We start from the raw sequence: 23,438 nt of genomic DNA, 5'->3' as shown, positions 1-23,438 counted from the left end.
ACATGTTTTTAGCTTAACTGATTTATTAAAAACATCTAAACAGGTTTTTTAATTTATATGTAAGTGAGGTATATTTTAACTTTTTATTTTCATTAGTTTTTCTAGGCATATGTTTGTAAATTTGGATAGTAAATCCTTTTTTTGTATTCATAATAATATTAATATAGTAAGTAATAACATAATAACATTGTTAGAAAATAATGTTATTCAGTTACATAATAAGCGCGTTTAAAATCATCGTGTAGTTTAAATGGATATATGCATCTTGATCTGTTTTTTTAAGATGTTAAATTCGGTGAAATGGTTTAAAATGCTTATTTGAATTGTTAAATATTTTCTAACGCTTACTGATGTAATGGGGGGTGAAAAATATTAGAAAAAGACTGATAATGACAATTTCAATGCTCCTTATTGTATTTGCAGTTTTCAGTATAGCTGTAACAGCAAATGAGCAGCAAAATCAAAGTAAAAATCAGGCCTCAACCAGCTATATAATACCGCAAATAAATGCAACGCCAAACTGCACTAATGCAACTCCAAGGAATGAGACCAATTGTACACTGAATATAACCGGACCGATATTAAATCAGACTTTTAACTGTACAAATTTAACAGTGACTAATCAGTCCACAAACCAGACTTTAAATCGTTCAACCATAAGGGATATAATTGGACAGTTACTGGCCCCAGTTTTAAATGACACCACTAATTTAACACAGACAAATGCAACTGGACAACCATTAGACAAGCTTTTAACCGATGTCAATACAATGCTAAGTAAAATAGCACAGTTAATAGGTATAATTCGAAGTGGTGGTTTTAATATAACTGGTTAAGTCCTCGAAAAAGTGTTGGGAGTTAGGGAAGAATTTCCATTTACTTATCTTGAGATCGAAAATCAGTAGTGGTAAAACTGGATATTCTGTATCTATTCGGTTAAAGATAGGTTCCAATTATGTTTAACGCTCATGTCTCTAATGTAATATTTTCAGTAAATATCTAAACTACACATTTAACATAATTCCTATTTACAATTTAACATGAAGTATAATTCAGGTGCATGTCTTAGACATGAGCAATATTGGTAATTCAGCATGATTAAAAGTTTATGGGAATGGAACTCCCTATACTCCAATTTATCTTAAATAAATCGTGGAATAATCAGTAAATGGCGGATTAAAAAGTAGTATTATGAGGGGAATGGAGGTAAAATTGATATCAATTCCCGCTCAGTGTCGTAATGCCAAAATTAAATTTGTATTTTCTACATAAATTTATTTTGATATACACATATCATTACGTTCATAGATGTAATTATAGGTCATGTAAACAGATACATACCTGTCTGATATTTCCCATAAAATCTCCTTTAAATTCATAAAATAGAATTTAATTTATTTTTATTAGATAAAAATTATCATTAGGGGGTATGACATACTATTATATTATAAAAAGCAATAAGGAGCGAATGAAGAGGTAATGTTTAGTTTTTCTCCCTAGTATGATACTGTGTATCAAAATCAGGTTTATATTTCTCCATTAAATTAATTTTTGATATGTGCAGGGGATTACATGCACAGATACGTTTATATTCTATGCAGGTAGTTTCTAGGATTTTATTGAGGTGTTACAAGTATATACGCTAATGTTATTCAAATTTTTAAATTTGAGCCGATTAAAATAAATTATATCTGTAAAAGGTAAATCACATAGTGTATATCCTCGAATTTGGGCATATAGAATATGTTTTGGGCACTAAGATCTATTGCTGGAGATATGCTTGGTGTACTTCCGTAATAATTTTAGGTCTTAAACTACAATAATATAATGTAGTTAATATTCGAAATAGGGTGCAGAATTAATAAAATATAATGTGAATTACCATAATTAAAACCAATAAAATGACTTTTTAAAAAGGTTTTAGAAAGTTTTAATGTCTGATGTAAAAGCAGCGTATTAGAAATTAAAACTAACTATACTGGTTATCAGTTAATTATAACATAAATGCTGTGATTTTATGTATAATGGACGTTTGAAAACTTTGAAGATTGCAGGAATTATTATTTTAGTAATTGGAATTTTAGCTGCATTATTTTATATTGTGTATAGTTTTTCGCTCTTCTGGCAGGCATTTGCAGCAGGAATCACCATATCTATCCTATTGATCATTATATTTATACTCCTCGTACTGGCAGTATATCTGTGGATAAAAAATTTTCTGCTTAAAAGGGAGTTAAAGAAAATGGAAATTGAGCTTGAACAGGCTAAAATACAATTAAATATGTATAAAACTCAGCTAAGAAAGGAGGGTACTGAAGAGTCAGAATAATTTATATTTAGTTCCATTTAATTAAAAAAATGATTAATTTGTATTTGGGCGAGTTATATTTCTAAATAAAACCGCATAGGGTGAGTATGTACAATTTAAATCCAGATATTGTGTTAACTTTGGCAGGATTAACATTGACATTTTATGCTTTATTTGCAAGAATGCTTATTAGATTTCATGATAAATACAGCAGAAACTTGTTATATTTTTTACTGGCTAATATGGTATCTGTTGGGTTTACAGTTGTATTTGTGCTAAGTGATATTAAACAAGCAGCAGAACCGAATTATGCATATCTTGGTGATATACTGGACGTCAGCTGGGCATTTTCGCTGGTTACAGTTGTTCTTTTTGCTTTTATTTTGCTCCATAGAGAATTAAGTGAAATGGAGGATCCTGAGGAAAAAAAGAAGCGCTTTAAAAGGGTTATATTAATTATTATTTTTTCACTGGCGCTTTTTTTAGGTTTACCATTTATTTTAACTCTTTTTTAGGTAGTATCTTTGAGGAATAACATTTTTGATTTTTATTAAATAATTGGGCGATTTTGAGTATTAATTTTCATATTTTTGTGTAGTAACCTTTAAATAGTACTATTGATCTATGTTGTAATAACATGTTAGGTGGTTGGAGTGAATTAATTTTGAAATTAAAAGAGAAAAACAAACAGCAAATAGTGGATTAATAGGTTAAGGTGACATTAAAATTGCTGCTTTATTCATTTAAATTCATTTATAAATCGTTTTTTAATTGAATGCCGTGCTGAAGCATAGCATTTGTGATATTTAACTAATAATAATGGGCTTGATGATATTTATTTTGAAAAAATAAAAGATTAAGCTTATTAATTTTTACTAAAAAATTTGGAGTTGATTTTTACGTTTGAAATTATGAGTTATACTCCCATAATAACAACAATTGTAGGTGTTTTTATGGGTTTAGGTTCCAGAGAGTTAAGCGACTGGCGTAAGGCTAAAAAAGCTAGAAAAAGAAAAATTAATTCTACCCGTACGCTAATACTGCTTGAAAATGAAAGGAATCTGGAATCACTTAAGGAATTCTGGTATAAATTAAATAAATCTGATGAAAGTGAAGAAAATATGGATGAGTCAAAGATTGATATTGCCAAAAGATTGATTAAAATGCCAATGCCATGTCTAGATGACTTCATGTGGAGAAAACATGCTTCCCTGCTTACAATAACCTTTAAAGATAAGGAAATTGTGGCTGTTTCCACTTTTAATAATTGTTTAGAATCTCTTAAATCTATTTATTCTAAATTGGTGGATTTGGATACTATGGATAGGGAGTTTAACAGCACTTATGCCTCAAGTGGGGCTGAATTATCTTCTCTCCCACATTCTAATCGTTTTAAAGAGGAAGCTCCGGGTTTATTGGATGAATTTGAAGAAATTACACTGGGTCTGCTTAAAAAGGGTAATCCTCTTGATAAAAAGAAAAATTAATGTTATGTATTGAAATCATTAATGAGTAATATTCATTAATGGAGCTTTTTTGGGTTCAAAAGCTTTAAATTTAAATAGTGTTTTAAATACTATTTTTTTTATTTTACGATTTTTAAATCATATTAGTTGAATTTGTCTTCACTTTATTCATTTAAATAAATTTAATGCTTTTTTTAATCGTTTTTTTGAGTAGTTATATGGAAAGATGGTTACTGCACAAATCTAATTTTTTTAATATCATAAATAATATATTTTGGTATTAATATAATATAATTTGAGTTAAATGAAAAAATGGGCTCTAGTTTTAGGAATTCTTCTGGTAGTGACATCTACCTTTGGCTGTACCAGTAACACACAGCAGGAAAAACAATCGGGAAACAATATTAACTTTTCAATACCTGAGGGGTGGGAATTGCACTGGATGCCTGGAGAGGGTACAGTGATCTGGATGGATGGTGATCCACGTATTCGGGTAATGGAGATGAGCAAGCAGAAATTTGATGCTAAGCATGATCAGGCATTACATATCGATAATACAACCTTTATGGTGAAAACACACAACAAGACAATGGATGGAATAAATGTTGAGACATTTTGGACCACTGATGGTAATTCTGGGGATATTCAGGATTATTATTTCTTCTCTAAAAATGATAAATATTATTATGTGCTAGCATGGGCTTATACTGGCTGGGATTCAAGTAAACAGTCAAGGTTTCGGCAGCACATAGATAAGGCCGTAAAAAGCATTGTTTCAACCATAACTTAATCTGAAACATATTTTTTTAATTTTATTTTTTGATTTATTAGACAGTAAATGATTATTACTTTTCACATGCTCTTGCTTAAATCACTTAACCCTTTAAATATAAGGATATATTATGCTGCTGACCTTTTGAAACTGGAAACATGGTTTACTATCTGTTTTATTTTCAAAAAGTTAGCTTGAGGGTTATTTGATGTAGAAAACACTGGCCGATGCCAGTTAATATAAAAGTCATTTTAATGATTTAACGTTATTAAATGGTTAGATCTGGCTTATATTTTTGAGCCAGGGATATGTAGAATGATTCAATGATTTTAGGTATGGACATAAAAATTTAGTTAATTAGTTTGGAAACTGGTAATTTTGGAAGATTTTCAGTTTTACAAACATGCGAAAAAAATCGAAGATTTTGTGAACATGCGAAAATTGAAAATTTTCGCGGTTGAAAATCTACGATTTTCAAACATGTAAAAAATTGGAAATTTTTTACGGTTGTGAAAACCAGAGGTTTTCACAAACATAGAAAACATAGGGATCATAGGTTATTTCTATGATTTTTTTTACATTTGGAAGATATGGTGAAAGGCATGAATCCATTTAGAAAGAGAACAGGTATTTTCCCTTCTTATTTCACCGGCAGAAAGGATGAACTTAACGAGCTAAGGGAAATTTATGAATCTACGAGGGCTGGAGCTGCAGGACATATACTTATTTACGGTCCTAAAGGTATTGGAAAAACCTGTTTATTGATCAAGTTTGAGAAGCAGTTAAATAATGTGGAAGGAGTATATACAGTACGTATTCCTCTTGTTGAGGGAAACTTCAATGATATTTACAGTTTGATTATTGATAAGTGTGCGGATGCACTTAAAATCAGTGAAGGGCACTTTTGGGACAATATAACTTCGCTGGGAGTGAACATTCTCCTTGCAGGAGGATTTACCGTATCTAGGGAAATACCAGCCACAAGTCCATCTGTGGCCCTTGAGAAAATATTAAAAACAATTTATCTGGAATTAAAAGGAGAAAATCCGGTATTAATTCTCTTATTTGATGATCTCCAGAGAATAGTTTCAGATAATGGTCCAAGTAGAGTTTTAAGTATACTGCAGAATGCTCTGGTGGAACTCAACATCCAGGGCATGAACATAATGTTCGTTGCAACAGGGGCCCATGACATATTTTTGCAGATACAGGACCATCTGGATTCTGCTGTGAGAATATTTGAGCCGTATGAACTTAAACAATTATCTAAAGAAGAATTAAAGGAAGCTATTCTTATACCTGCTGAAAATGAGGGCATAAAATTCGAGGAGGGTGTTATAGATTTGATATATGAATTATCGGAAGGAATTCCTTATTACATGCAGGTTATAGCTTACAACTGTTTTGCAGGTGCTGTAAATGGTATAGTTAAAACTAGCGAGTTTAAGTTTTCGTTTAAAAGGTCGTTGAACTTGCTGGCTCAAAGAGAATTCAGGGGCATGTATGAAAAGGCAACTCATGAAGAAAGAAGGATCCTTGGATTAATGGCAGAAAGTGATAAAGAGGTTTTATCATATAAAGAAATTAAAAAAGGCTTAAATTTAAAATCTGAACCTTCATTCTGGTTAAAAACAATGTTGGACAAAAATCTCATAATAAAGAAGGAGAGGGGTAAGTACCACCTTAGGGATAAAATATTTAAAGAATATTTAAGGGCTTTAAAACCGTACAGTGAAAATGGAACATATTAGGTTGGATTTATTTAATGGGCTACTTAAATGTGTCAAATTGAACACTTTAAAGGTAATCTTGTATAAACTCCATTCAACCCCTAAAATCCTCAAAAATCGAATCACTCGAAAATCTACGATTTTCGGCGCGTCAAATCAAAGCTTACGAATCGAAGATTAGTGCCCCAAAAATTCGAAGAATTTTTGAGGGATTTGACAGATTTTTGGGAGTTAGGAAATGTTTACAAAATCTCCGATTTTTAACAGTTTGATCAAAAACACACTTTTAAAAAGGTAATCTTGTATAAACGCCTTTTATTGCTGCTGTAACTTTATACCAGTTATTGATGACGTTAAACTCATTTATATTGTTGCTTGCATCCATATTGTACCATTTGCCATTGATGTAGGCCTGGACAAAAACATGTCCACAGACACGGCCGCTTGCAAATTCTGCAGTGACATGGACGTAGCGTGCAGGAATCCCTGCCGCCCTTGAAAGAGCCACTAAAAGGTGAGAAAGGTCAACACAATTTCCCTCCTTATTTTTAAGGGTTTTTACAGCACCATATTTTGTATTATAATAAAATGAATAGTCCAGGTTGTCTCTTACCCAGTTAAATATCCGAACTGCCTTTTCATATTTGGTGGTCGCGCCTTTTGTTATCTTTGCTGCCAGTGCCTTGATAAGGGGATCATTTGACTGGGCATTGGACGTTGGTTTAAGGCATTTTGCAAGTGATACCTTCGCTTTAATTGGAGGTAATTCTCCAGTTTGATTTAAAGTCCTATTTATGCCAGAATCTCCCGCAGCTTCATCTATAACGTATGGATTTAGTTCTGCTTTAACTAGATTTAATGATATGCTGTCAAAGAGTATATCATCGATACTTTGATTTGAGGGGGTATCATTTATTATAGTCGGGTTAACTGGATTTATGGTCTGATTAGTTGAGTTATTTAGCTTTAATGTGAAATTTTCTTGTCCAGTACTGTTATTGCAGCTATTATTCCATGTGTCAGGGTGTATATTTGATAATTCGCCAAAATTACATGATATGCTTCCAAAAACGAGAGATAATGATATTAAAAACGTAAAAATTACATATAATTCCTTTTTTATTCTCATAATACCACTTTATACTGCTGGAAAATACTGATTAGATAAAAATTACTCTGTTCACTAATTAATATATTATTAAATAATATTAATATATAATTATAGTATAAAAAATGAATTATCAATTTTTAGGAGTATATTGGAGTTAGAAAATCGATTTTTAACTTAAAAGAAGATATGAAAATTTGATAAAAATAAATGTCAGCTAAAAATAGTCATTTTATTTTAAATTATTTTAGAGGGTAAACGAAGTAGCTAATATATTCTAGTTGTTATTTATACGAAAACAACTGCATCGATATGCTGGATGAAAATAAAAAATTTAGAAATTGAATGATTTAGTGGGTATTTTCAAAAAATTAAAAAAGAAAGGATTAATTAATCCTTTTAGGAACGCGAGGTGTTTTTGTTTTGGCGTCCAGTTTAAATTTTCTATCTGCGGATTTTCCCCTATTGTAATTCCTTTTGAGCCTGTTTACGTATGTGTGCGCCCACATGTAAGCCAGTATACATCCGCATGCTCCTCCAACTACAATTCCCCACCATACGCCCTGCGATCCAATACCAAGGACGAAAGCGAATAAATACGCAAATACAGAAATAAATGCGACTTCTCTAATTATGGTCAGGATTAATGAAGTTGTCCCTTTTCCCATGGCCTGGAATATTGAGCTTGCGGTAATCCCGAGGGGGACTACGATGTAGAACAGACACATTACCTGGAGGAAAGAGGCTATTGATGGTGCAAGGAAGGCACTCTGGGATGAATATGCAAAGATACCTGAAATATTCGGTGCAAATACGTAGGTAATGATACTGGTAACTGCTGCAATGGAAATACCTAATTTTACAGAGTAATTAAGTGCAGTAGAAACATTTTCGTATTTTTTGGCCCCATATGCAGCACCGGCAACTGTTATTGCTGCAGTACCTATCCCTATGGCTGGGATCATGGCAATGTTCACTACTCTCCAGCCTGCGGTATATACTGCGACTGCGTCCGTTCCTCCAGTTGTGACCAGTATAATGTTTAAAATTATACCGAGAATGGACATTATAAGGAACTCAGCACTTGCAGGCATTCCCACCCCTAAAATATCTTTTATAACCTTGAAATTTGTTTTGAAGTCCTTCATGGATAAAGATACATAAGTGTCGTGTTTCAGGACCAGCCAGTAAATTATCAGCGCTGATGAGACACTTGAAGATATTACTGTTGCCCATGCAGCCCCTGCAACCCCCATTCTAAGGGAATAAATGAATATTGGGTCTAAAATTATGTTCAGGATTGCGGTTGCAGCCATTGCATATGTTGCTCTTTTAACATCTCCTTCAGCTCTCAGGATACCTGAAGCAACACTTGAAAGGATTAAAAATATTAGCCCTCCAAATACTATTTGGCCGTACTGAATTGCAAGGCCAAGGGATTCACCAGCCCCCATAACTGTAAGAATTTCTGGAAGAGAGATCAGTATGACTATGGTTAAAACAGCGGCAACTATAATCGTCATGATTAAAGAGTGTATGGCTGCATTATCAGCACCTTTTTTATTCTCTGCACCTATGCATCTTGCAATTAATGATGTTGCACCTGCCCCAAGACCATTGCCTATACCTACAATGATCATGAACACGGGTGTAATGAAACCTAATGCAGCAAGTGCATTTGAGCCAAGCCCTGCAACCCATATACTGTCGGCCAGGTTGTATGCCATCATAAGTAACATGGATATTATCATGGGCATGGCCAGGCTGCGGATTGCTTTTTTTGGATTTCCAGTAATTAAAGAGATACGTTTATTTATATTATCCTCTTTTTGAGATTTATCTAAGTTCATTTTTATTTTTCACCATTTTTGTGTACTTTTTCAAGGCTTTTTGTAGCCAGTGTTTGTAATGTTTTAACTAGGTGGGAGTATTCTATATCTGATAAGTCGAAGCAGACTGATTTTTCCCATTCATTATCAATTTGATGAATTTTAGGTACTATTTGTCTTCCCTTTTCAGTTAAAAAAAGAAGATATTTTCGACGGTTTTGTGGGTTTATCTCACGGTATATAAATCCATTGTCTTCCAGCTTCTTTAAAGCGCGGGCAACAGTTCCCTTGTCGATGTGTAAATGAACTGCGAGATCGTCCTGTGTTATGCCTTCTTTGTGTGATAAATGAATGAGGAACGGTACTTGACCCGCAGTAAGTTCTAAATCTTTCATTTCGTTGTTTAAATGTATTATGCGGGTCCTGTGTATTATGGATATGAATACTCCGAGCGGAATATCTTCGGGAGTTTTTTCTAGTAGTTTTTTAGTGTGATGCAATGTAAAATTCACCTCAATACTTAATTTGAGTTTAAATTAGCTCTAAAAATCGGTATATCTATTAAATCATGTTTTCAGTATTTTAAGAGCATGTATTCTCTATAAATAGTTATAAAAAACTGTAATATCATTAATAATAGTTTTAAAGTCTTTTAAATATAAATAAAAAAAGATTTATTATTAACATTTGCATATCCTATTCTGTTTTCATGGTATATAAATATGTTGTTCATGCAACAATTGCAGGTGCAACAAAAATGGCTTTATTTTAATGGATTTTACCTTACAAATCTGCATATAACTGTCAAAAAAATAAAGGATTAAAACAACTATTATTCTTTTATCATTAATTTATAAGTTTATTTTATATTTTTATTCCTTATTTGGAGGTATATATGAAAATAAAGCTAAATTGGGCTTAATTTTAAACCAATAATATTAAATACAATAGAAACATACTTAACTTCATTAATATTAAAATTTTAATTTATTTTTTAAACTAATTAAACGGGTGGTATTATGGTTTTAAAAGGATTAAAAGCAGGTATAGACAGTATAATCTTTGATAAACATACTGGAGATATTGTAATTAAATTTATGCCCTTAAGAATTCCACTTAAGGATCTAAACATGCTTTCTGATGATACGGCCGAAATAATAGAAGCTTCAAGTGAAGAAAAGCTTGAAAAATATGTTTCAAGATTTGCTGCTTATTACATAAAACACAAGGCTCATGAACCCAAAGCTATACGAGATCGTGCAAAAGAGCTGGGATTAAGCCCTAAACAGTTTGAAGAATTGATATGTGAGAGGATTAGAGAGTGGGGTAATGTTTCTTCCCTTGATCTTGATGAAGAACCTCCTGCTCGTGTCGACGGGGATTAGAATTCGAATCAAGAACATTTAAAAGTACTACAGGTGATTTTTTTGTCAGATGCATTTTTAAAAAAAGATGGGACAATAGTTGCATTAAAAGATATTAAAAAAGGGGAAACTATCAAAATAGACCTTAAAGATCTGTACATTGCAAGGGAAATTCAAAGCGGCCAGCTAAAACCGGAAGAAGAGGGGGAAACAGCAGTTGTTAAGCTTCCTGAGTGGCTTGCCACCAATAAAGGATTGTCCAGCGAAGTTGTTGGTATAATTAAAAAAGAAACTAAAAAAGCAATACTGATGAAAGTGGGCAACGAAGAGGTCTGGTTGCCAAAATCAGCGATTGATATAGAAATTTAGTTGATTTTGGAACAACAAAAATTTTCAATTTTTTCGACGGCTTCCGAAATCTGCTATTGATATTGAAATATGATTTCGGAAGTCCGAAAATCCCCCAAAATCGAAGATTTTTTCATGCTACGATTTTCGACGTGCTCAAAAATTCTACGAATTTTTGGCACCACAAAACTTTTAGTTTTGTAAGATTACCAAAATCAGCGATTGATATAGAAATTTAGCTGATTTTGGAAGTTTGTGAAATAAATTTCGCAATCACAAAACTTTCAGTTTTGTAGATTACAAAAATCGGCAATAGATATTGAGATATAAAAACAAAAAAAACTTTAAGGACTGATTTAGCTAATCAGTCTTATTTAGTTTTACTTTAATTTAAATTTAGTAATTTTTCACTACTCCCACTATGTCACTTATGGAGCGCCATGTATCAAGTGGAGTCTTTGTAATGTTTGAAATTTCTACTACTCCATCAGAAAGTGTTGTTTCTTTGATGTAATTGGATATTTCCCTGTTATCACTTTTTAAATATACTTTACCGTTTTCTATGGTGGCCACTCTTTTTACTATAAGGCCGTAGGTAGGGTGTCTGGATATTACTATATCTCCTATTTTGATATTTTTTGTTTTGAGAGCTATAACTTCCTGACCATCTTTTAAAGTTGGAATCATGGAAGTTCCACTTACAATTGCTAAAAATGGCAGTTGGTTAGTTCCAAATTGTGAAGTTAAGGTAACATTTGCCGTAAAATTATATTTCTTTGCAATAGTTTGCATGTCTGATTTTAAGCTGCTGGAAGTACTGGAATAGCTTTGAATGTCATTGTATGCTTTATTTTTCATTTCTGTAATCATTTTAGATGGCACCTGGACATCTGCAGGAACCGATGTTGCTTGAACTGCTACGGTTTTCCCGTCGGTTTTTACAGTTAGGCCTATCTCATTTGTTTGTTCTGCTTGTGGTGTTGACTGCTGGTTTGAGTAATTTTCACTGGCATTATGCGATTGTCCTGGTAAAAAAGTAGCTGCTGAAGCTGCAGCTATAAGAAGTATAATTGCACCTATTACTATCGCTGTTTTTGATTTCAATCCTTCACCACCGGTTGATAATTGTTAAAAAGCATGAATTATTAATTCACAATGTGCTGGAACAAAAAAATCTTTTAATCTTTTTATTTATATGTTTTGATCTAAATTAAAATTGGAGTTAGTAAGTGCTAGAATAAGACATGTTGTGTTTCTCATATTAATGGCCTTTTATTGGGAATCGTATATAAAATCTAATTTTAAATCCTTTTTAAGTGTAAAAGTTATATGGCTTAATTTTTAATAACTTCATAGCTAATATAAATTAAATCAGGATGCTTTTATATTTATTTTAGAAAATTAAGTTAGTATTATATAATTATGCATGTTTATAGTCCTATTTTAAGTTTTTATTATATTAAAATAGGTTTATTATGGTTTAATTATGGCTTAAATTGATGATATGGTGGAGAGCTTAAAAATTTTTAACTTAGTTTAGTATGATATCTATATTGCTTTTTATAGCTTTTTTAATGCTTAAAAAAGATTATTTACGCATATAATTTGTATTTACCTGGTTTAATGAGCCTGATTGTAAATGTTGTAAATATGGAAAATTATTTTTATAATCAAAGGCATATAATGGGCCAATGATTTCAAGTTACATCTAAAGCACGGGGTGATACTCAATGAACAAAATCGTAACGCTTTGTCTTCTGGCAGTAATTATTGGATCAGTTCCAGTATACGCGGCTGACTCAAGTAACTCCACAATAGAGCATCAAATCCAGAATATGAATCCCAATGTGTACAGTGAAATTAAAAACACATTTACTCAGATTCAAAATGCAAGTCCAGATATATCTAATGATATCAATAAGTTAAAAGCAGATTTCATGCAGGATAACCTGCAGATAACTGATGTAGTTAAAAATAGCGATGTTCAGAATTTAATTGTTGATATTTTGCAGAACAAGAACGTTAGATTTCAGATACGCAGCTTAATACAAAATAAGGACGTTCAAGATGAAATTAGTAAGTTAATGCAGGATAAAGATATTCAAACTGCCGCTAACATCTTAATGCAGAATAAAGAAATTAACGACGCTGTTAATGAAATAATTAACAGTAAATAGTGGGGAAATTTTCCCTCATTTTATTTTTAATTAATTTAATTATTTTTTTATTTATTTTTGAAATATGCTTTATGAAGTCTATCATCATTGATTTTAAAAACAGCATATGCATCAAATGAATATAACTCTTTTAGGATATAGCTAAAAATTTATGGAATGAAAAACAAAAGATTAAAAGCATAGGGAGGTTAATCCATGAAATATCAATGTATTGTTTGTGGTTACATATACGATCCTGATAAGGGAGATGAACGTTCTAATATTGCGCCGGGTACACCCTTTGAGGATTTACCTAAAGGGTGGAAATGCCCTAAATGTCGAGCCGGAAAATTCCTGTTTAAGCCTTTAGAATGATTTGAAATTTTTTGGTGGGTAATATGGAAATCGAATTTAATGCGGAAAATATTGAAAAATGCCGCTGTCTTGAGTGTAAAGTACAAAAAAGCCAGTGTGTACATGATAAAGTGTTACTTCTTCAAGAAGAGGCGTTGGGCTCTTCGCTGATTGAACCTAAAGAGTTTCCTGCACTGCACTGTGCATCTGGAATAGAACATTGCCCTGATCTGGACCGGAAAGAAGAATGTTTATGTAGAAACTGCTCTATTTATGCAGAAAACGATCTGGAAACAGGAACTCCTACGCTTTACTTTTGCCTGGACGGATCATCAACTTCCTGCTGTTTGGGTGAGGAAAATTTTGATGAAGAACGGGTTGCAGAGACTTTGAGGCACTATTACCGGCGTACTGATTGATTTTATAAATAAAAATTTTTTTTAACTTTTTAAATAATAAAAATAATGACTGAGTTTACTCAGCCTAATTTTATATGAAATTTAAATTAGAATACTGGAATTAAGCCGGGGTTATTTCCAGTGATGCTTTTACCGCCTGCAGCAGTTACTATAAATGTGTTTTCAATTCCTACCATTCCAATATCTTTAATTCCATTTTTGGGTTCTACTGCAAAGGTCATTCCTTCTTGAATGGGGCTATCAAATCTTTCTGCTATTACCGGCAGTTCATCGATTAGTAAACCTATTCCATGGCCTAAAAACTTGACCTTGCGGTTACCAAATCCCATGAAATTCTGTAGAAAATCATCGTTTAAACTGTTCATTATGTGGTTATAAATTTGTGATGGAATTGCTCCAGGTTTTAGCATTGCTGCTATTTCATTTTGTATATCCACACATTTTTTGTGGATATCTATGGCGTACTGGGGAAGAGAACTGCCGAACATGTATGTCGTGGTTTTATCTGTATTGTAGCCTTCTACTCCGGATCCAATATCAATATATACCAGATCTCCCTTCTTCAGCTTCCGTTCACGGCTTCCAAGAAGCGGCACTGCCGGACCCATCCCGTAATTTCCACTGGCCCCATCAAAATAAGATGGGTAGATCGAACTTTCACCAAAACCAATATGGCCAAGTACCATTTCGGTATCAAACATGCCAAAACGAGTTATTCCCTGATATCCTTCATCTACCATGACTTTAAACAGCTCTGCTGCAAGATCTGCTTCGCTCATTCCCTCAACCAGTATCTCTGGAACTATATCTTCCAGCACGCGCTGGTGGATTTCACCTGCTTTTCTCATTAACCTCAGTTCATATTCACTTTTAACAGCTCTTACTGCAGCGATACTGGTATCTACAGGTTTAACATCCTTAAAAGGAAAATGCTTTTGAAACCGACCATATAATGCCAATGGGACTGTTTCAGTTTCAAGGTAAACTGTGTCTGGAAGTTTATCTACACTTTTTGCAGCATCTCGAAAACTTTTCATGGATTTTATCTGTGAAAATAATGATTCATAAGTCGCCCTTTCAAAGCTACGCCGTACCCAGAATGTTGCTTCACTGTCTCTTGGAATAAGTAGCATTCCATCCTGCATAGTTCCTGTAAAGTAATATTGATTTATTTTACTGAAAACTACGGCTATTTCCCATTCTGGATTGGATATATCCATCTGTGTTTTAAAACGTGTCATGCGGTCTTCCAGTTCAGTTGAAGATACTTTATTCATATTCTGCTCCTTTATTGTTCTATTTATGCATATTAAGTGATATTCTTTAAATAAGATTATATCAAATGTATAGCTTTAATCCATAATAAAATATATTGGAAAAGTTCTAATAGATACAGTTTAAAATTATCAAGTAGTTCAATATTAAATATTTATAAAAGGGGTTTTAAATGGAGTTTCAGGAAAGAAATATAACTGAAGAAGATGTTATGGGTGTAGTGGACTTATTTACCAAAGTTCCAGTTGTAATATTAAAAATGGCTGTTTCTAGAAACATGAATGTGGTGAAAAAGTTTAGATCTCAAATAGAAAACTATAAAGATCAGCTAAGTGATGAAGAAATTGAGAAAATAAAAATAGTCATTGAAATGCCGGTTCCAGAGCTTCAGGAATTATTAGCTAGATCTCACCCTGAAAAAGGACATGAACAGTTAAAAATACTTGCAGATCCAAAGGCAGAACAGTTTATAGGGGATAACTTGAGCGAGCTTAAAGTGCTATTATTCAAATAACTAAAACAGTATATTCCTTTATTAACTGATTTTTCAAGATAAAATTAGTTTTTTAATATTTAAAAAAATAACTTTCTAGATAATTTAAAATTTAATTTCTTATTTGAAACATCTTGCTAAATTTAACTTATTTATTCAGGTTAAAAATTTTTTCTGATTTTATGATGCCTTTATTTTCCAGATCCTGCATTAAAAAGGCTATTAAAATATATTCCTGTCCGGTGTAATCTGCCAGGTCTTTAATGGAAACATTCTGGTTTCTACCTAGATACTCAAGTGTGTTCATTATTAATTCACTTTTTAAATCCTCATTTTTCCATTCTACTTTCAAATTATTCACCTCTTGTCTTTAAATTAATTATCAAATTTTTTTTTGGTTATTCTGTATTTTAACTCACTGTTTCAGTTATATTTTCTAAAAAAGCTTAAAAATAGTTTTTCCCGAATTATGTCCAAATCTGTTCCAATTCATTACTCTTTTTCTATCATAAAATTCATGGATTGGTTGTGTTATTAAAAAAATAGGCGGGTCTTTAATCCGTTATATTTAAATAAAGGGAAAATTACCATAAATATAAATAAGTATGGGGGAAGGCATTTATATTGAACAAGTCGAATTATGGATGGTCAATTTTAATTTTTGTTTCTTTAGCATTATTTATCATAGGTTTAGATGCTACATTTATGAACGTGGCAATGACATATCTTGTAAAAGATTTGAATACAACTCTTGCCAATATACAGTCTATAATAGCCATTTATGCTCTTGTAATGGGCTGTTTTGTGTTATTTGGAGGTAAATTGCAGGATGTCATCGGTAGGAAGAAGACTTTTGTAGCTGGAGCTATCATCTATGGCGTGGGGGCATTAATTGCAGCCCTAAGTACAAATGCACTTATGCTGCTGGTGGGCTGGTCTATAATAGAAGGTTTTGGTGCGGCGTTAATGCTGCCTGCAACATCATCCATAATCACAGCTCATTACACTGGGTCTAAACGGGCATTTGCAATGGGATTTTCATCTACATTATATATAGCTGCGACAGCAATAGGGCCATTATTGGGAGGTTACCTTACCACATTCTATTCGTGGAGGTGGGGCTTCGCTTTAGAGACTATATTTGTGGTGGCCATACTTGTATTATCATATGACATTGCTGAATCTGAAATAACATTGAAATGGTCTGATTTAAATCTCAGGGGTGCCTTTCTTGCATCATCGGGAATTTTACTGTTTATAGTTGGTGTACTCCAGTTGAACAACCCTGCTACATGGGTTAATCATTATGGGACCGTTATAAATCCGCTTGGCTTTGCATTTGCCATGTCAATGATCATGATTGGGGCCATATTTTTATTTATCTTCTTTTATTACCAAAGAAGATTAATTAAACAGGGTAAAAAACCATTTATGGATGTGCGTATCTTAAAAAACCGCTCATTTACTTTTGGTAACTTATCTCGATTGATCCTGGCTTTAATTTTAGCAGGATTGTTTTACATCATACCGGTATATGTGCAGACAAGGTGGGGTGTCAATGCTCTGGTAACAGGTTTAATCTTGTTACCTACTTCTATTGGGAGTGCAATATTTGCAATAAGTATTGGTAAACTTACAAAACATATTAAAGCCCATTATCTTGTTGTTATAGGATTTGCTTTGTCTATCATTGCTATTTTGATGTTATACTATGCGTTCATGTATCCTGCAAGTTTAGATATGATGGATCTTATTCCTGGTTTATTTATACTGGGAATGGGTTTGGGGCTAGCTACCCCTAACATTACCAATATTGTTCTCTCAAGTGTTGATGATAAACAGCTTGGGGAGGCTTCTGGAATACACAACACTTTCATAAATGTCGGATCTTCAATTGGAACCGTTGCCATTGGATTAATTTTCTTTATGGCATTGTACTTTAACGTTGCAGCGACACTTCCTGTTGAATATTCTGTATATCAAAATCAGCAGGCTTTAAATCATGATATTTATTCATGGGTGGGAAAAACTTTAAGTCCGGATATGTCGACTATTATGGATGACCCTAAACTTTTTGCCCTTACATTTAATTCTGATAGTCTTGGGATGCAGGCTGCAATTTTAGCCTCTGCTTTCCTGCTGTTTATTGGACTGTTACTGTCTTTGTTTATTAAGCCTCCTCCAGATATTATAGAAAAAGAAAGGGTTGAAAAGTAGTCATATGATCTTAAATCACTTTTTAAATTAAAAAAGATAGGAAAAGTAAATAAATTGGCACAACTTTTTTTATTTATGTCCAATTAATTTACTCAATAGGTTCTGTTGCTTCCTGGTATATTCGGTTTATTATGACACTTAAATCTCCTGAATAGATGTATTCATATCCATTACTTGCCAGATACTGATCTGGATTTGCTAACCCTGTAAAGCTTGGAGGGTCAAAATCATCATCTTTTGACCTTGGCAGCCATGCTAAATTAGTTATATCAGTAGCGTATGGTGCCAACCAGACACTGAATACTTTTCTAGTTCCAACCATGGCTTTGTAATAGCTCTGCCCCATTTCGTATATGGTACCTGCACATGCTCCGCCGTATATATCTACTATTAGTGCATTTGCAGGGACTGTGCTGTTTTGAAGCACGCTGTAATGGCTGTTTGGACCTAATCCCCAGTTTACTGCAGTTAATCCTAATGCCTCTAAAGCATTGACGATTGTATTTGTCCGGTTAGTATCAGTTACTGTGTTTATGATGTTATCACTGGTTATATACACGGGTCTTGATTCTATAACTGGAGTAAGTGCTGTCCATGCCTTTACTGAAACATAATTTGGCAGTCCGTTGGTGATACTGTAGAAATCCAGTATCTTCGAGTACATGTAAACAAGTGATTCATACTGAATATTTCCAAGGGAACTTGATGCATAGTTTGGTGCGGCATTGTTTGCATCTATAAATGATTTGATTCTCTGTGCGATGTTTAGATATTCTGTTTTTGTTATTGACCCTGTTACAAGGTCACCTGTTGGATTTCCTGGTGAACTTATGTTTTTAAATGTTAAAGGCGTTTTACTTCCACTATTTAGCTGTAAGACGTTTGTAACCATCAAGTTCAACAGATCTTCAATCGAAACTTGAGTTGTACCAATTGTCACATAGGCTGGAAGTTTGCTGTTAGTCTCGATATATGCTCTGAGACTTGCTGCAGCATTTTGAATCTGCTCTGAAGTGAATGTAATTGAAGCCGAATTTTTGAAGAAAGCCTCTGTTATTTTACCGTATCTGAATAATGCATATCCAGATGCGCCATTTTTTACAGCTGAGTTTATATCGTTTTGTAATTCATTTACAGGTATTGCAGTTTGGTTGTTTGCTGAACGATAAGCTTGAAGGCCAGCTACAACTGGAGTTCCATTTGACTGGCTGACTATATATGCTATCGAACTACCTATCCAGCTGGTACCATTTTTACCACTGCTGCTGGTGCCTGTTGAACTGTTGTATCCGAAATTACCTTTATAAACCAGCGGAACCATGAAATCAAGATATTTTGCAAGTTGAGTGTAATTCTGTCCATAGTAATATGCATTCACTTTCCCCTCAGGCATTAAATCTGCTGAAACTGCTACTGATGAATTAATTGATTTTACTGAATTGTAAATACTCTTAACGAAAGAGGTAATGATCTGCGAGCTGTTAGTGTATTTGTAAGCTGTTCCGGGATAGCGTAAATAATCAAGGTTAATACCGTCTATTCCACAGTTTTTAACCATGTTAGTGGTGGCATTTATGACCTTGGTATTATAGGTGGTATTTAAGCCTGTTTTCTTTTGGGTGGTTGTGACATTTTTATACGTTGTTTTGGTTTTCCAGACGTATTTCCATTTGTAGTACCAGTGTCCCCTGTATTTGTACCATGATTTGTACCAGTATTTATAATGAGTCTTTACTGGAACTTTTTTGGTCACTTTTACAGTGTATGTGTAGGTTGTCCCTGCAGGGTTGATCCATTTGCTGTTTGCATCTAAAAAGCATGTTACCCATGCATTTATCCGTACTCCGCTGTTTTTGAACATGGATACAATATTTTTCAGGGTGTTCTGGTAAGTGCTGGAATAAATATTACACTTAACGAATATATCTGTAATTCCGGTGTTTTTAATTTTAGTTACATTTAAATTAGCTGCGTCTTCGGCGTTTAGCCAAATTGCGCTAATATTTTTATATTTATCTCCTGTGGTGTCGGTAGAATCTTTGATGCTTGTCGCGCTAAGGCTTTTAAGAGTTAATCCACTGTTTTGGATGGAACTTGTTGAATTTGGAGTCATGGACTGGTTCGTCACTGTAGTGTTATTAACAGGTTCTGTTGCATTTTTTTGTGCAGGTCCTGTTGTATTTTGAATAGTCACGTTAGATTGTGCATCTGTTGTATTGTTAAGAACAAGATTTGTGTCATCGTAGTTGGGTGGTATCTGTGAATTTTCTGTGGTGGCATATATTGTATTTACATTAAAGAGTGCTCCACATGTAATAAGGAGCACTAAAAGCAACGAAAGTCGCTTCATTATACTGCCTCCCATTTTTTCAGATGTCATATTAACACCAGTTTGGAGTTATTGACACGTGATTATGGTATTTTTGAGCATATATTTTTTTTGATTTAATTTTTTCATGAAAACATAATTATTATGCGTTTTTTTGAATTTAAAGAGGTATAAAAGCGAATTAAAACTGTGAATTAATGAAATATTAATCTTTTTTGTACTGCAGTTGTTATAAAATTTTATTAAATTATTTAAGATGAAAAATTATTTTTTCAGGGCATCTTTATATGTGCTATGCAGTCCTGGTTTAATCAATCATTTTTATTAACTGTAAACTGCTCCAAATTCGCGCTGGGCGCTAATTTATTTTATTTATCTGTTTGAAAGTAATAATTTTCAAATCAAGATGTTTAAATTAATTTTTGTGCAGTCTTTCAAATTCGCTGCTCAGGGGGCGGTTTTTATTATTAATTTGCATGTTGTAGTAGTTGTACTGGTATGTTGGTAGTTGGGAATACTGGTCTTCTAAATGCGTTTTTAAGTTTATATCTGACAGAAAATCTTTTATATTAGAATCATTCCTAATATTACATAATGTTATTATGAGTCACTATCACGAATTCCATATTAAGTTTGGAATACCAATTTACATCGATATGGTGGGGAGTCAAATATTTGAAATACCTGATTTAAAATTAGGATATGCACGCAAGTATATGAAATCATTAATCTTAATAAGAGAGGTTTAGTTTGATTAAGAACTCTAACATCCAGTTAATATTTATATAATGCTCTAAGTTGGGCATATGCTCTAGATTCAGTTGTGAAGTTTAAGCTTATTGGAAAATAAGGAATATAAATGGAGGACTGGTAAATATGGAGAGTAAAGAGGGTATAAAAAACAAAGGAAACGTAGGACCTAAAATGGAATCTAATCTTGTTAAATTAGTAGATTCCAAGTTAAATGAAGTAAGGGCTTTAAAAGAATTGTTGGAAAAATCGGATAAACTACAGGAATTATATGGTCCTGCACTTAAATTAGAAGGAGGGGTTAGTTTAATGGGTAACCATCGATTTAAAACAGCCAGGCTTTTTAACCCTAAATGTCAGGAAGTAATGGAATTGGAAAAGCTGGAAAAGCTGCTTGTAGACTTTAAAACTGATTATGAAGAACTTTCAGGCGGTATATCGAAATCCCTTGTAGAATACAACAACCGGAATAAAAAAGCATTTGAAGTATTTAAAGTTAAAAATGAGCAGTTAATTAATAAGATAGATTTACTTACTTTAGAATAATATTATGTAGATCTACTTGGAATTTTTTTAGTAGATCTACAGGATATCCTGTTATGCGATATCTATGGGAACTTCATTTTTCATGCATATCTGTATTATATAGTTTGAAGATAAAAATAAGCCATATCTTGATTTTATTTCCCGTAAAAAACTTCCTTTTGACTGCACTCCATATATTAAAATACCTATTAATTCATTTTTACTATTTAAAACAGGACCTCCGCTATAACCTGGGAATGTAGATGCATTTGTTTTGTAGTAGAGTATATCGTGTGAATTACGTACTTCTGATACAAGGCTGCCTGTGGTTGTGGAAGGGTTTACTGATAACTGAGATTGTGTCACATTACTGTCTGCGGGATAACCATATATGCGGATGTTTTCTCCATTCTTTGGATCATGGGAACTGATTTTTAATGCAGGTAAATTTCTGCCTGCAGGGTTAACTTTCAGGAGGGCAACATCATTATCGCTGCCTGAATTTCCAACATCAACCAGCTGAGCATTTAGTGGTTTAATTCCTGTAGAAGATGGAAATTTAACTTTAATGACCTGCTTATAATATTTTACGCTAATTAAATTGTTTTGAATCAACAGATCTGTAGTTGCACGTGTATTGGAGCTTAAATTACTTTGACTGACCATATTATTTCCAGATAATTCCGCGCCTAACTGGGGGTTATAATTTGATAAATAGGTAGATACTGCCGCCTGCTCCACATACGTCTTGATATCATCATCACTCATTGTTTTAAGCACATTGATGGTATTGGACTCTGGATCACCTATAACATGAAATGCAGTTATAATATATCCATTTTTACTTACAATAACTCCAGAACCAGTTTCTAAAGGATAAAAACTAATATTAAACCATACTGTTTTGTGAATTGATGGATCAGTTATAGCTACTATGCCTGAAACTCCATTTTCAACATAAACTGTTGAACTGGCCGATTTAGAAGAAAAATAATTTAAAGGAGTATTATCTATAAAAAAGGATTCATAAGTCACAAATACTGCCAGCAGGATAAGTATTAATGTTAATGTCTTTTTTAACAGCTTCACTTAATGGTCCACCATTACATTAAAAATTATTAAATTATTTAATTTAAGTAATAACTATGCTCTAACTTTTATTTATATTTTTACCAATTTCAAACGGGATCACTATCTAAATTGCTGTTTGTACTTGTACACTTTGAAGGTTAACTAAATAACAGTAAATCAGTTTTTAAAAATCTCTAAATTTATATCCAATTAAAAACAAAATAATAATACATGGATATAATATCTACGTTAGTTAATGCAATAATGGGCTTTGTAAATGCAGTTATTAATACAATACTTATTATAGGAGTCGCGTTGATATGGGGCATTATTGCTGCAATTGTAATTGGAGTAATAATATTTTTAATTTTAAAGGCCAGAGAGCGTGTAAAAAGAGAAAGATAGGCATTATAATGCTTTTATTTTAAGTAAGTAATATTTTGATTAATTAGTAAAATGAGAATAAAAATTAATTTAAAATAATAATTATTTGGTCATTTTTTTTCAAATTCTAGTATTAGTTTAATCTCTTGAGGTTCTATATCTATATCTGCAGTGGGATATGGGCCTTCGTTTGATTCCATATCAATTAATGTGAATTCATCATATATTTGCTTTCCATTATTTTCTATGGTTTTTATGGTGAATTTATCTCCTTTGCTGCTTTCAAAGAAATTTAGGGGCTTTTCTATATCTGAGCCTAGGACTCGTATAACAACTATAAGTTCAGTATCACTTATAAAACGGAAATCCTTGACAAACTCTTCAGGTATGACTAAATCACTTATTTTCCCTTCTATTTCTCGACTAAAAGTTACAGGTACTAATACTTCTGCCAAGCATAATCACCTCATCTATTACTTTATCTTTTTTGGAACATAAATATTTACATTCTATTATTAAATATATTGGACATATTTTACT

General features: G+C 32.8%; 24 protein-coding genes. 15 read left to right on the top strand and 9 right to left on the bottom strand.

Going from position 1 to position 23,438, the window contains the following annotated elements:
• The first annotated feature begins 362 nt into the window (after window positions 1–362).
• From AAGU07_RS15870 to AAGU07_RS15845, 6 genes are all read left to right on the top strand, one after another.
• The gene (locus tag AAGU07_RS15870; protein WP_342460054.1) at window positions 363–836 is read left to right on the top strand and encodes a hypothetical protein; all 474 of its coding nucleotides are present in this window, start codon (window positions 363–365) and stop codon (window positions 834–836) included.
• Between the two features lie 1,181 nt (window positions 837–2,017).
• A complete protein-coding gene (locus AAGU07_RS15865) occupies window positions 2,018–2,329 on the top strand; it encodes a hypothetical protein (RefSeq protein ID WP_342460053.1) in 312 nt (103 codons plus the stop codon).
• 86 nt (window positions 2,330–2,415) lie between these two features.
• A complete protein-coding gene (locus tag AAGU07_RS15860) occupies window positions 2,416–2,823 on the top strand; it encodes a hypothetical protein (protein ID WP_342460052.1) in 408 nt (135 codons plus the stop codon).
• A gap of 438 nt (window positions 2,824–3,261) precedes the next feature.
• On the top strand, window positions 3,262–3,795 hold the full coding sequence (locus AAGU07_RS15855) for a hypothetical protein (RefSeq protein WP_342460051.1): 534 nt from the start codon (window positions 3,262–3,264) through the stop codon (window positions 3,793–3,795).
• Between the two features lie 283 nt (window positions 3,796–4,078).
• On the top strand, window positions 4,079–4,564 hold the full coding sequence (locus AAGU07_RS15850) for a hypothetical protein (RefSeq protein WP_342460050.1): 486 nt from the start codon (window positions 4,079–4,081) through the stop codon (window positions 4,562–4,564).
• Between the two features lie 584 nt (window positions 4,565–5,148).
• Window positions 5,149–6,297 (top strand): AAA family ATPase, encoded by a 1,149-nt coding sequence (locus AAGU07_RS15845; RefSeq protein ID WP_342460049.1) that lies wholly within the window; start codon window positions 5,149–5,151, stop codon window positions 6,295–6,297.
• 265 nt (window positions 6,298–6,562) lie between these two features.
• Here AAGU07_RS15845 and AAGU07_RS15840 read toward each other — a convergent pair whose 3' ends face one another.
• The 3 genes from AAGU07_RS15840 to AAGU07_RS15830 all read right to left on the bottom strand — a co-directional run bounded on the left by AAGU07_RS15840 (window position 6,563) and on the right by AAGU07_RS15830 (window position 9,713).
• Window positions 6,563–7,405, bottom strand: a complete 843-nt coding sequence (locus tag AAGU07_RS15840; RefSeq protein WP_342460048.1) for a transglutaminase-like domain-containing protein — start codon at window positions 7,403–7,405, stop codon at window positions 6,563–6,565.
• Window positions 7,406–7,770: 365 nt separating this feature from the next.
• The gene (locus tag AAGU07_RS15835) at window positions 7,771–9,234 is read right to left on the bottom strand and encodes an MATE family efflux transporter (protein ID WP_342460047.1); all 1,464 of its coding nucleotides are present in this window, start codon (window positions 9,232–9,234) and stop codon (window positions 7,771–7,773) included.
• A gap of 2 nt (window positions 9,235–9,236) precedes the next feature.
• Complete coding sequence (locus tag AAGU07_RS15830) at window positions 9,237–9,713, bottom strand: MarR family transcriptional regulator (RefSeq protein WP_342460046.1); 477 nt, start codon at window positions 9,711–9,713, stop codon at window positions 9,237–9,239.
• A gap of 519 nt (window positions 9,714–10,232) precedes the next feature.
• Here AAGU07_RS15830 and AAGU07_RS15825 point away from each other — a divergent pair.
• Both AAGU07_RS15825 and AAGU07_RS15820 read left to right on the top strand, forming a co-directional pair.
• On the top strand, window positions 10,233–10,598 hold the full coding sequence (locus tag AAGU07_RS15825; protein ID WP_342460045.1) for a hypothetical protein: 366 nt from the start codon (window positions 10,233–10,235) through the stop codon (window positions 10,596–10,598).
• 42 nt (window positions 10,599–10,640) lie between these two features.
• On the top strand, window positions 10,641–10,946 hold the full coding sequence (locus AAGU07_RS15820; protein WP_048083011.1) for a hypothetical protein: 306 nt from the start codon (window positions 10,641–10,643) through the stop codon (window positions 10,944–10,946).
• Between the two features lie 375 nt (window positions 10,947–11,321).
• On the opposite strand, the gene AAGU07_RS15815 is transcribed toward AAGU07_RS15820, so the two are convergent.
• Window positions 11,322–12,029: a S24/S26 family peptidase gene (locus tag AAGU07_RS15815; RefSeq protein ID WP_342460044.1), complete on the bottom strand. Its 708-nt coding sequence runs from the start codon at window positions 12,027–12,029 to the stop codon at window positions 11,322–11,324.
• Window positions 12,030–12,655: 626 nt separating this feature from the next.
• Here AAGU07_RS15815 and AAGU07_RS15810 point away from each other — a divergent pair.
• The 3 genes from AAGU07_RS15810 to AAGU07_RS15800 all read left to right on the top strand — a co-directional run bounded on the left by AAGU07_RS15810 (window position 12,656) and on the right by AAGU07_RS15800 (window position 13,854).
• A complete protein-coding gene (locus AAGU07_RS15810) occupies window positions 12,656–13,102 on the top strand; it encodes a hypothetical protein (protein WP_342460043.1) in 447 nt (148 codons plus the stop codon).
• 195 nt (window positions 13,103–13,297) lie between these two features.
• Complete coding sequence (locus AAGU07_RS15805; RefSeq protein ID WP_342460042.1) at window positions 13,298–13,456, top strand: rubredoxin; 159 nt, start codon at window positions 13,298–13,300, stop codon at window positions 13,454–13,456.
• A gap of 23 nt (window positions 13,457–13,479) precedes the next feature.
• Window positions 13,480–13,854, top strand: coding sequence for a DUF2769 domain-containing protein (locus AAGU07_RS15800; RefSeq protein WP_342460041.1), 375 nt, complete (start codon window positions 13,480–13,482; stop codon window positions 13,852–13,854).
• A gap of 86 nt (window positions 13,855–13,940) precedes the next feature.
• On the opposite strand, the gene AAGU07_RS15795 is transcribed toward AAGU07_RS15800, so the two are convergent.
• Window positions 13,941–15,131: a Xaa-Pro peptidase family protein gene (locus tag AAGU07_RS15795; protein WP_342460040.1), complete on the bottom strand. Its 1,191-nt coding sequence runs from the start codon at window positions 15,129–15,131 to the stop codon at window positions 13,941–13,943.
• A 170-nt stretch (window positions 15,132–15,301) separates the two neighbouring features.
• On the opposite strand from AAGU07_RS15795, the gene AAGU07_RS15790 reads away from it, so the two are divergent.
• Window positions 15,302–15,643 carry a hypothetical protein gene (locus tag AAGU07_RS15790; RefSeq protein ID WP_342460039.1) on the top strand — a complete coding sequence of 114 codons (342 nt, stop codon included), beginning with the start codon at window positions 15,302–15,304 and terminating at the stop codon, window positions 15,641–15,643.
• Between the two features lie 127 nt (window positions 15,644–15,770).
• Here AAGU07_RS15790 and AAGU07_RS15785 read toward each other — a convergent pair whose 3' ends face one another.
• Entirely contained in the window at window positions 15,771–15,974 is a 204-nt protein-coding gene (locus AAGU07_RS15785; RefSeq protein ID WP_342460038.1) for a hypothetical protein, read from the bottom strand.
• A 272-nt stretch (window positions 15,975–16,246) separates the two neighbouring features.
• Here AAGU07_RS15785 and AAGU07_RS15780 point away from each other — a divergent pair, with 272 nt between their 5' ends.
• Window positions 16,247–17,839, top strand: coding sequence for an MFS transporter (locus AAGU07_RS15780; RefSeq protein WP_342460037.1), 1,593 nt, complete (start codon window positions 16,247–16,249; stop codon window positions 17,837–17,839).
• Between the two features lie 88 nt (window positions 17,840–17,927).
• Here the strand turns inward: AAGU07_RS15780 and AAGU07_RS15775 are convergent, their stop codons facing one another.
• Window positions 17,928–20,219 carry a pseudomurein-binding repeat-containing protein gene (locus AAGU07_RS15775; protein ID WP_342460036.1) on the bottom strand — a complete coding sequence of 764 codons (2,292 nt, stop codon included), beginning with the start codon at window positions 20,217–20,219 and terminating at the stop codon, window positions 17,928–17,930.
• Between the two features lie 825 nt (window positions 20,220–21,044).
• Here AAGU07_RS15775 and AAGU07_RS15770 point away from each other — a divergent pair.
• A complete protein-coding gene (locus tag AAGU07_RS15770; RefSeq protein ID WP_342460035.1) occupies window positions 21,045–21,464 on the top strand; it encodes a hypothetical protein in 420 nt (139 codons plus the stop codon).
• Window positions 21,465–21,515: 51 nt separating this feature from the next.
• Here the strand turns inward: AAGU07_RS15770 and AAGU07_RS15765 are convergent, their stop codons facing one another.
• Complete coding sequence (locus AAGU07_RS15765) at window positions 21,516–22,532, bottom strand: serine protease (RefSeq protein WP_342460034.1); 1,017 nt, start codon at window positions 22,530–22,532, stop codon at window positions 21,516–21,518.
• A 213-nt stretch (window positions 22,533–22,745) separates the two neighbouring features.
• On the opposite strand from AAGU07_RS15765, the gene AAGU07_RS15760 reads away from it, so the two are divergent.
• Window positions 22,746–22,919 carry a hypothetical protein gene (locus tag AAGU07_RS15760; RefSeq protein ID WP_342460033.1) on the top strand — a complete coding sequence of 58 codons (174 nt, stop codon included), beginning with the start codon at window positions 22,746–22,748 and terminating at the stop codon, window positions 22,917–22,919.
• A gap of 89 nt (window positions 22,920–23,008) precedes the next feature.
• On the opposite strand, the gene AAGU07_RS15755 is transcribed toward AAGU07_RS15760, so the two are convergent.
• Window positions 23,009–23,353, bottom strand: coding sequence for a hypothetical protein (locus tag AAGU07_RS15755; RefSeq protein ID WP_342460032.1), 345 nt, complete (start codon window positions 23,351–23,353; stop codon window positions 23,009–23,011).
• Window positions 23,354–23,438: the final 85 nt, after the last annotated feature.

The sequence above is a fragment of the Methanobacterium sp. genome (assembly GCF_038562635.1).
Taxonomy (GTDB): domain Archaea; phylum Methanobacteriota; class Methanobacteria; order Methanobacteriales; family Methanobacteriaceae; genus Methanobacterium_D.
This window is presented reverse-complemented; position numbering and strand designations above follow the sequence as displayed.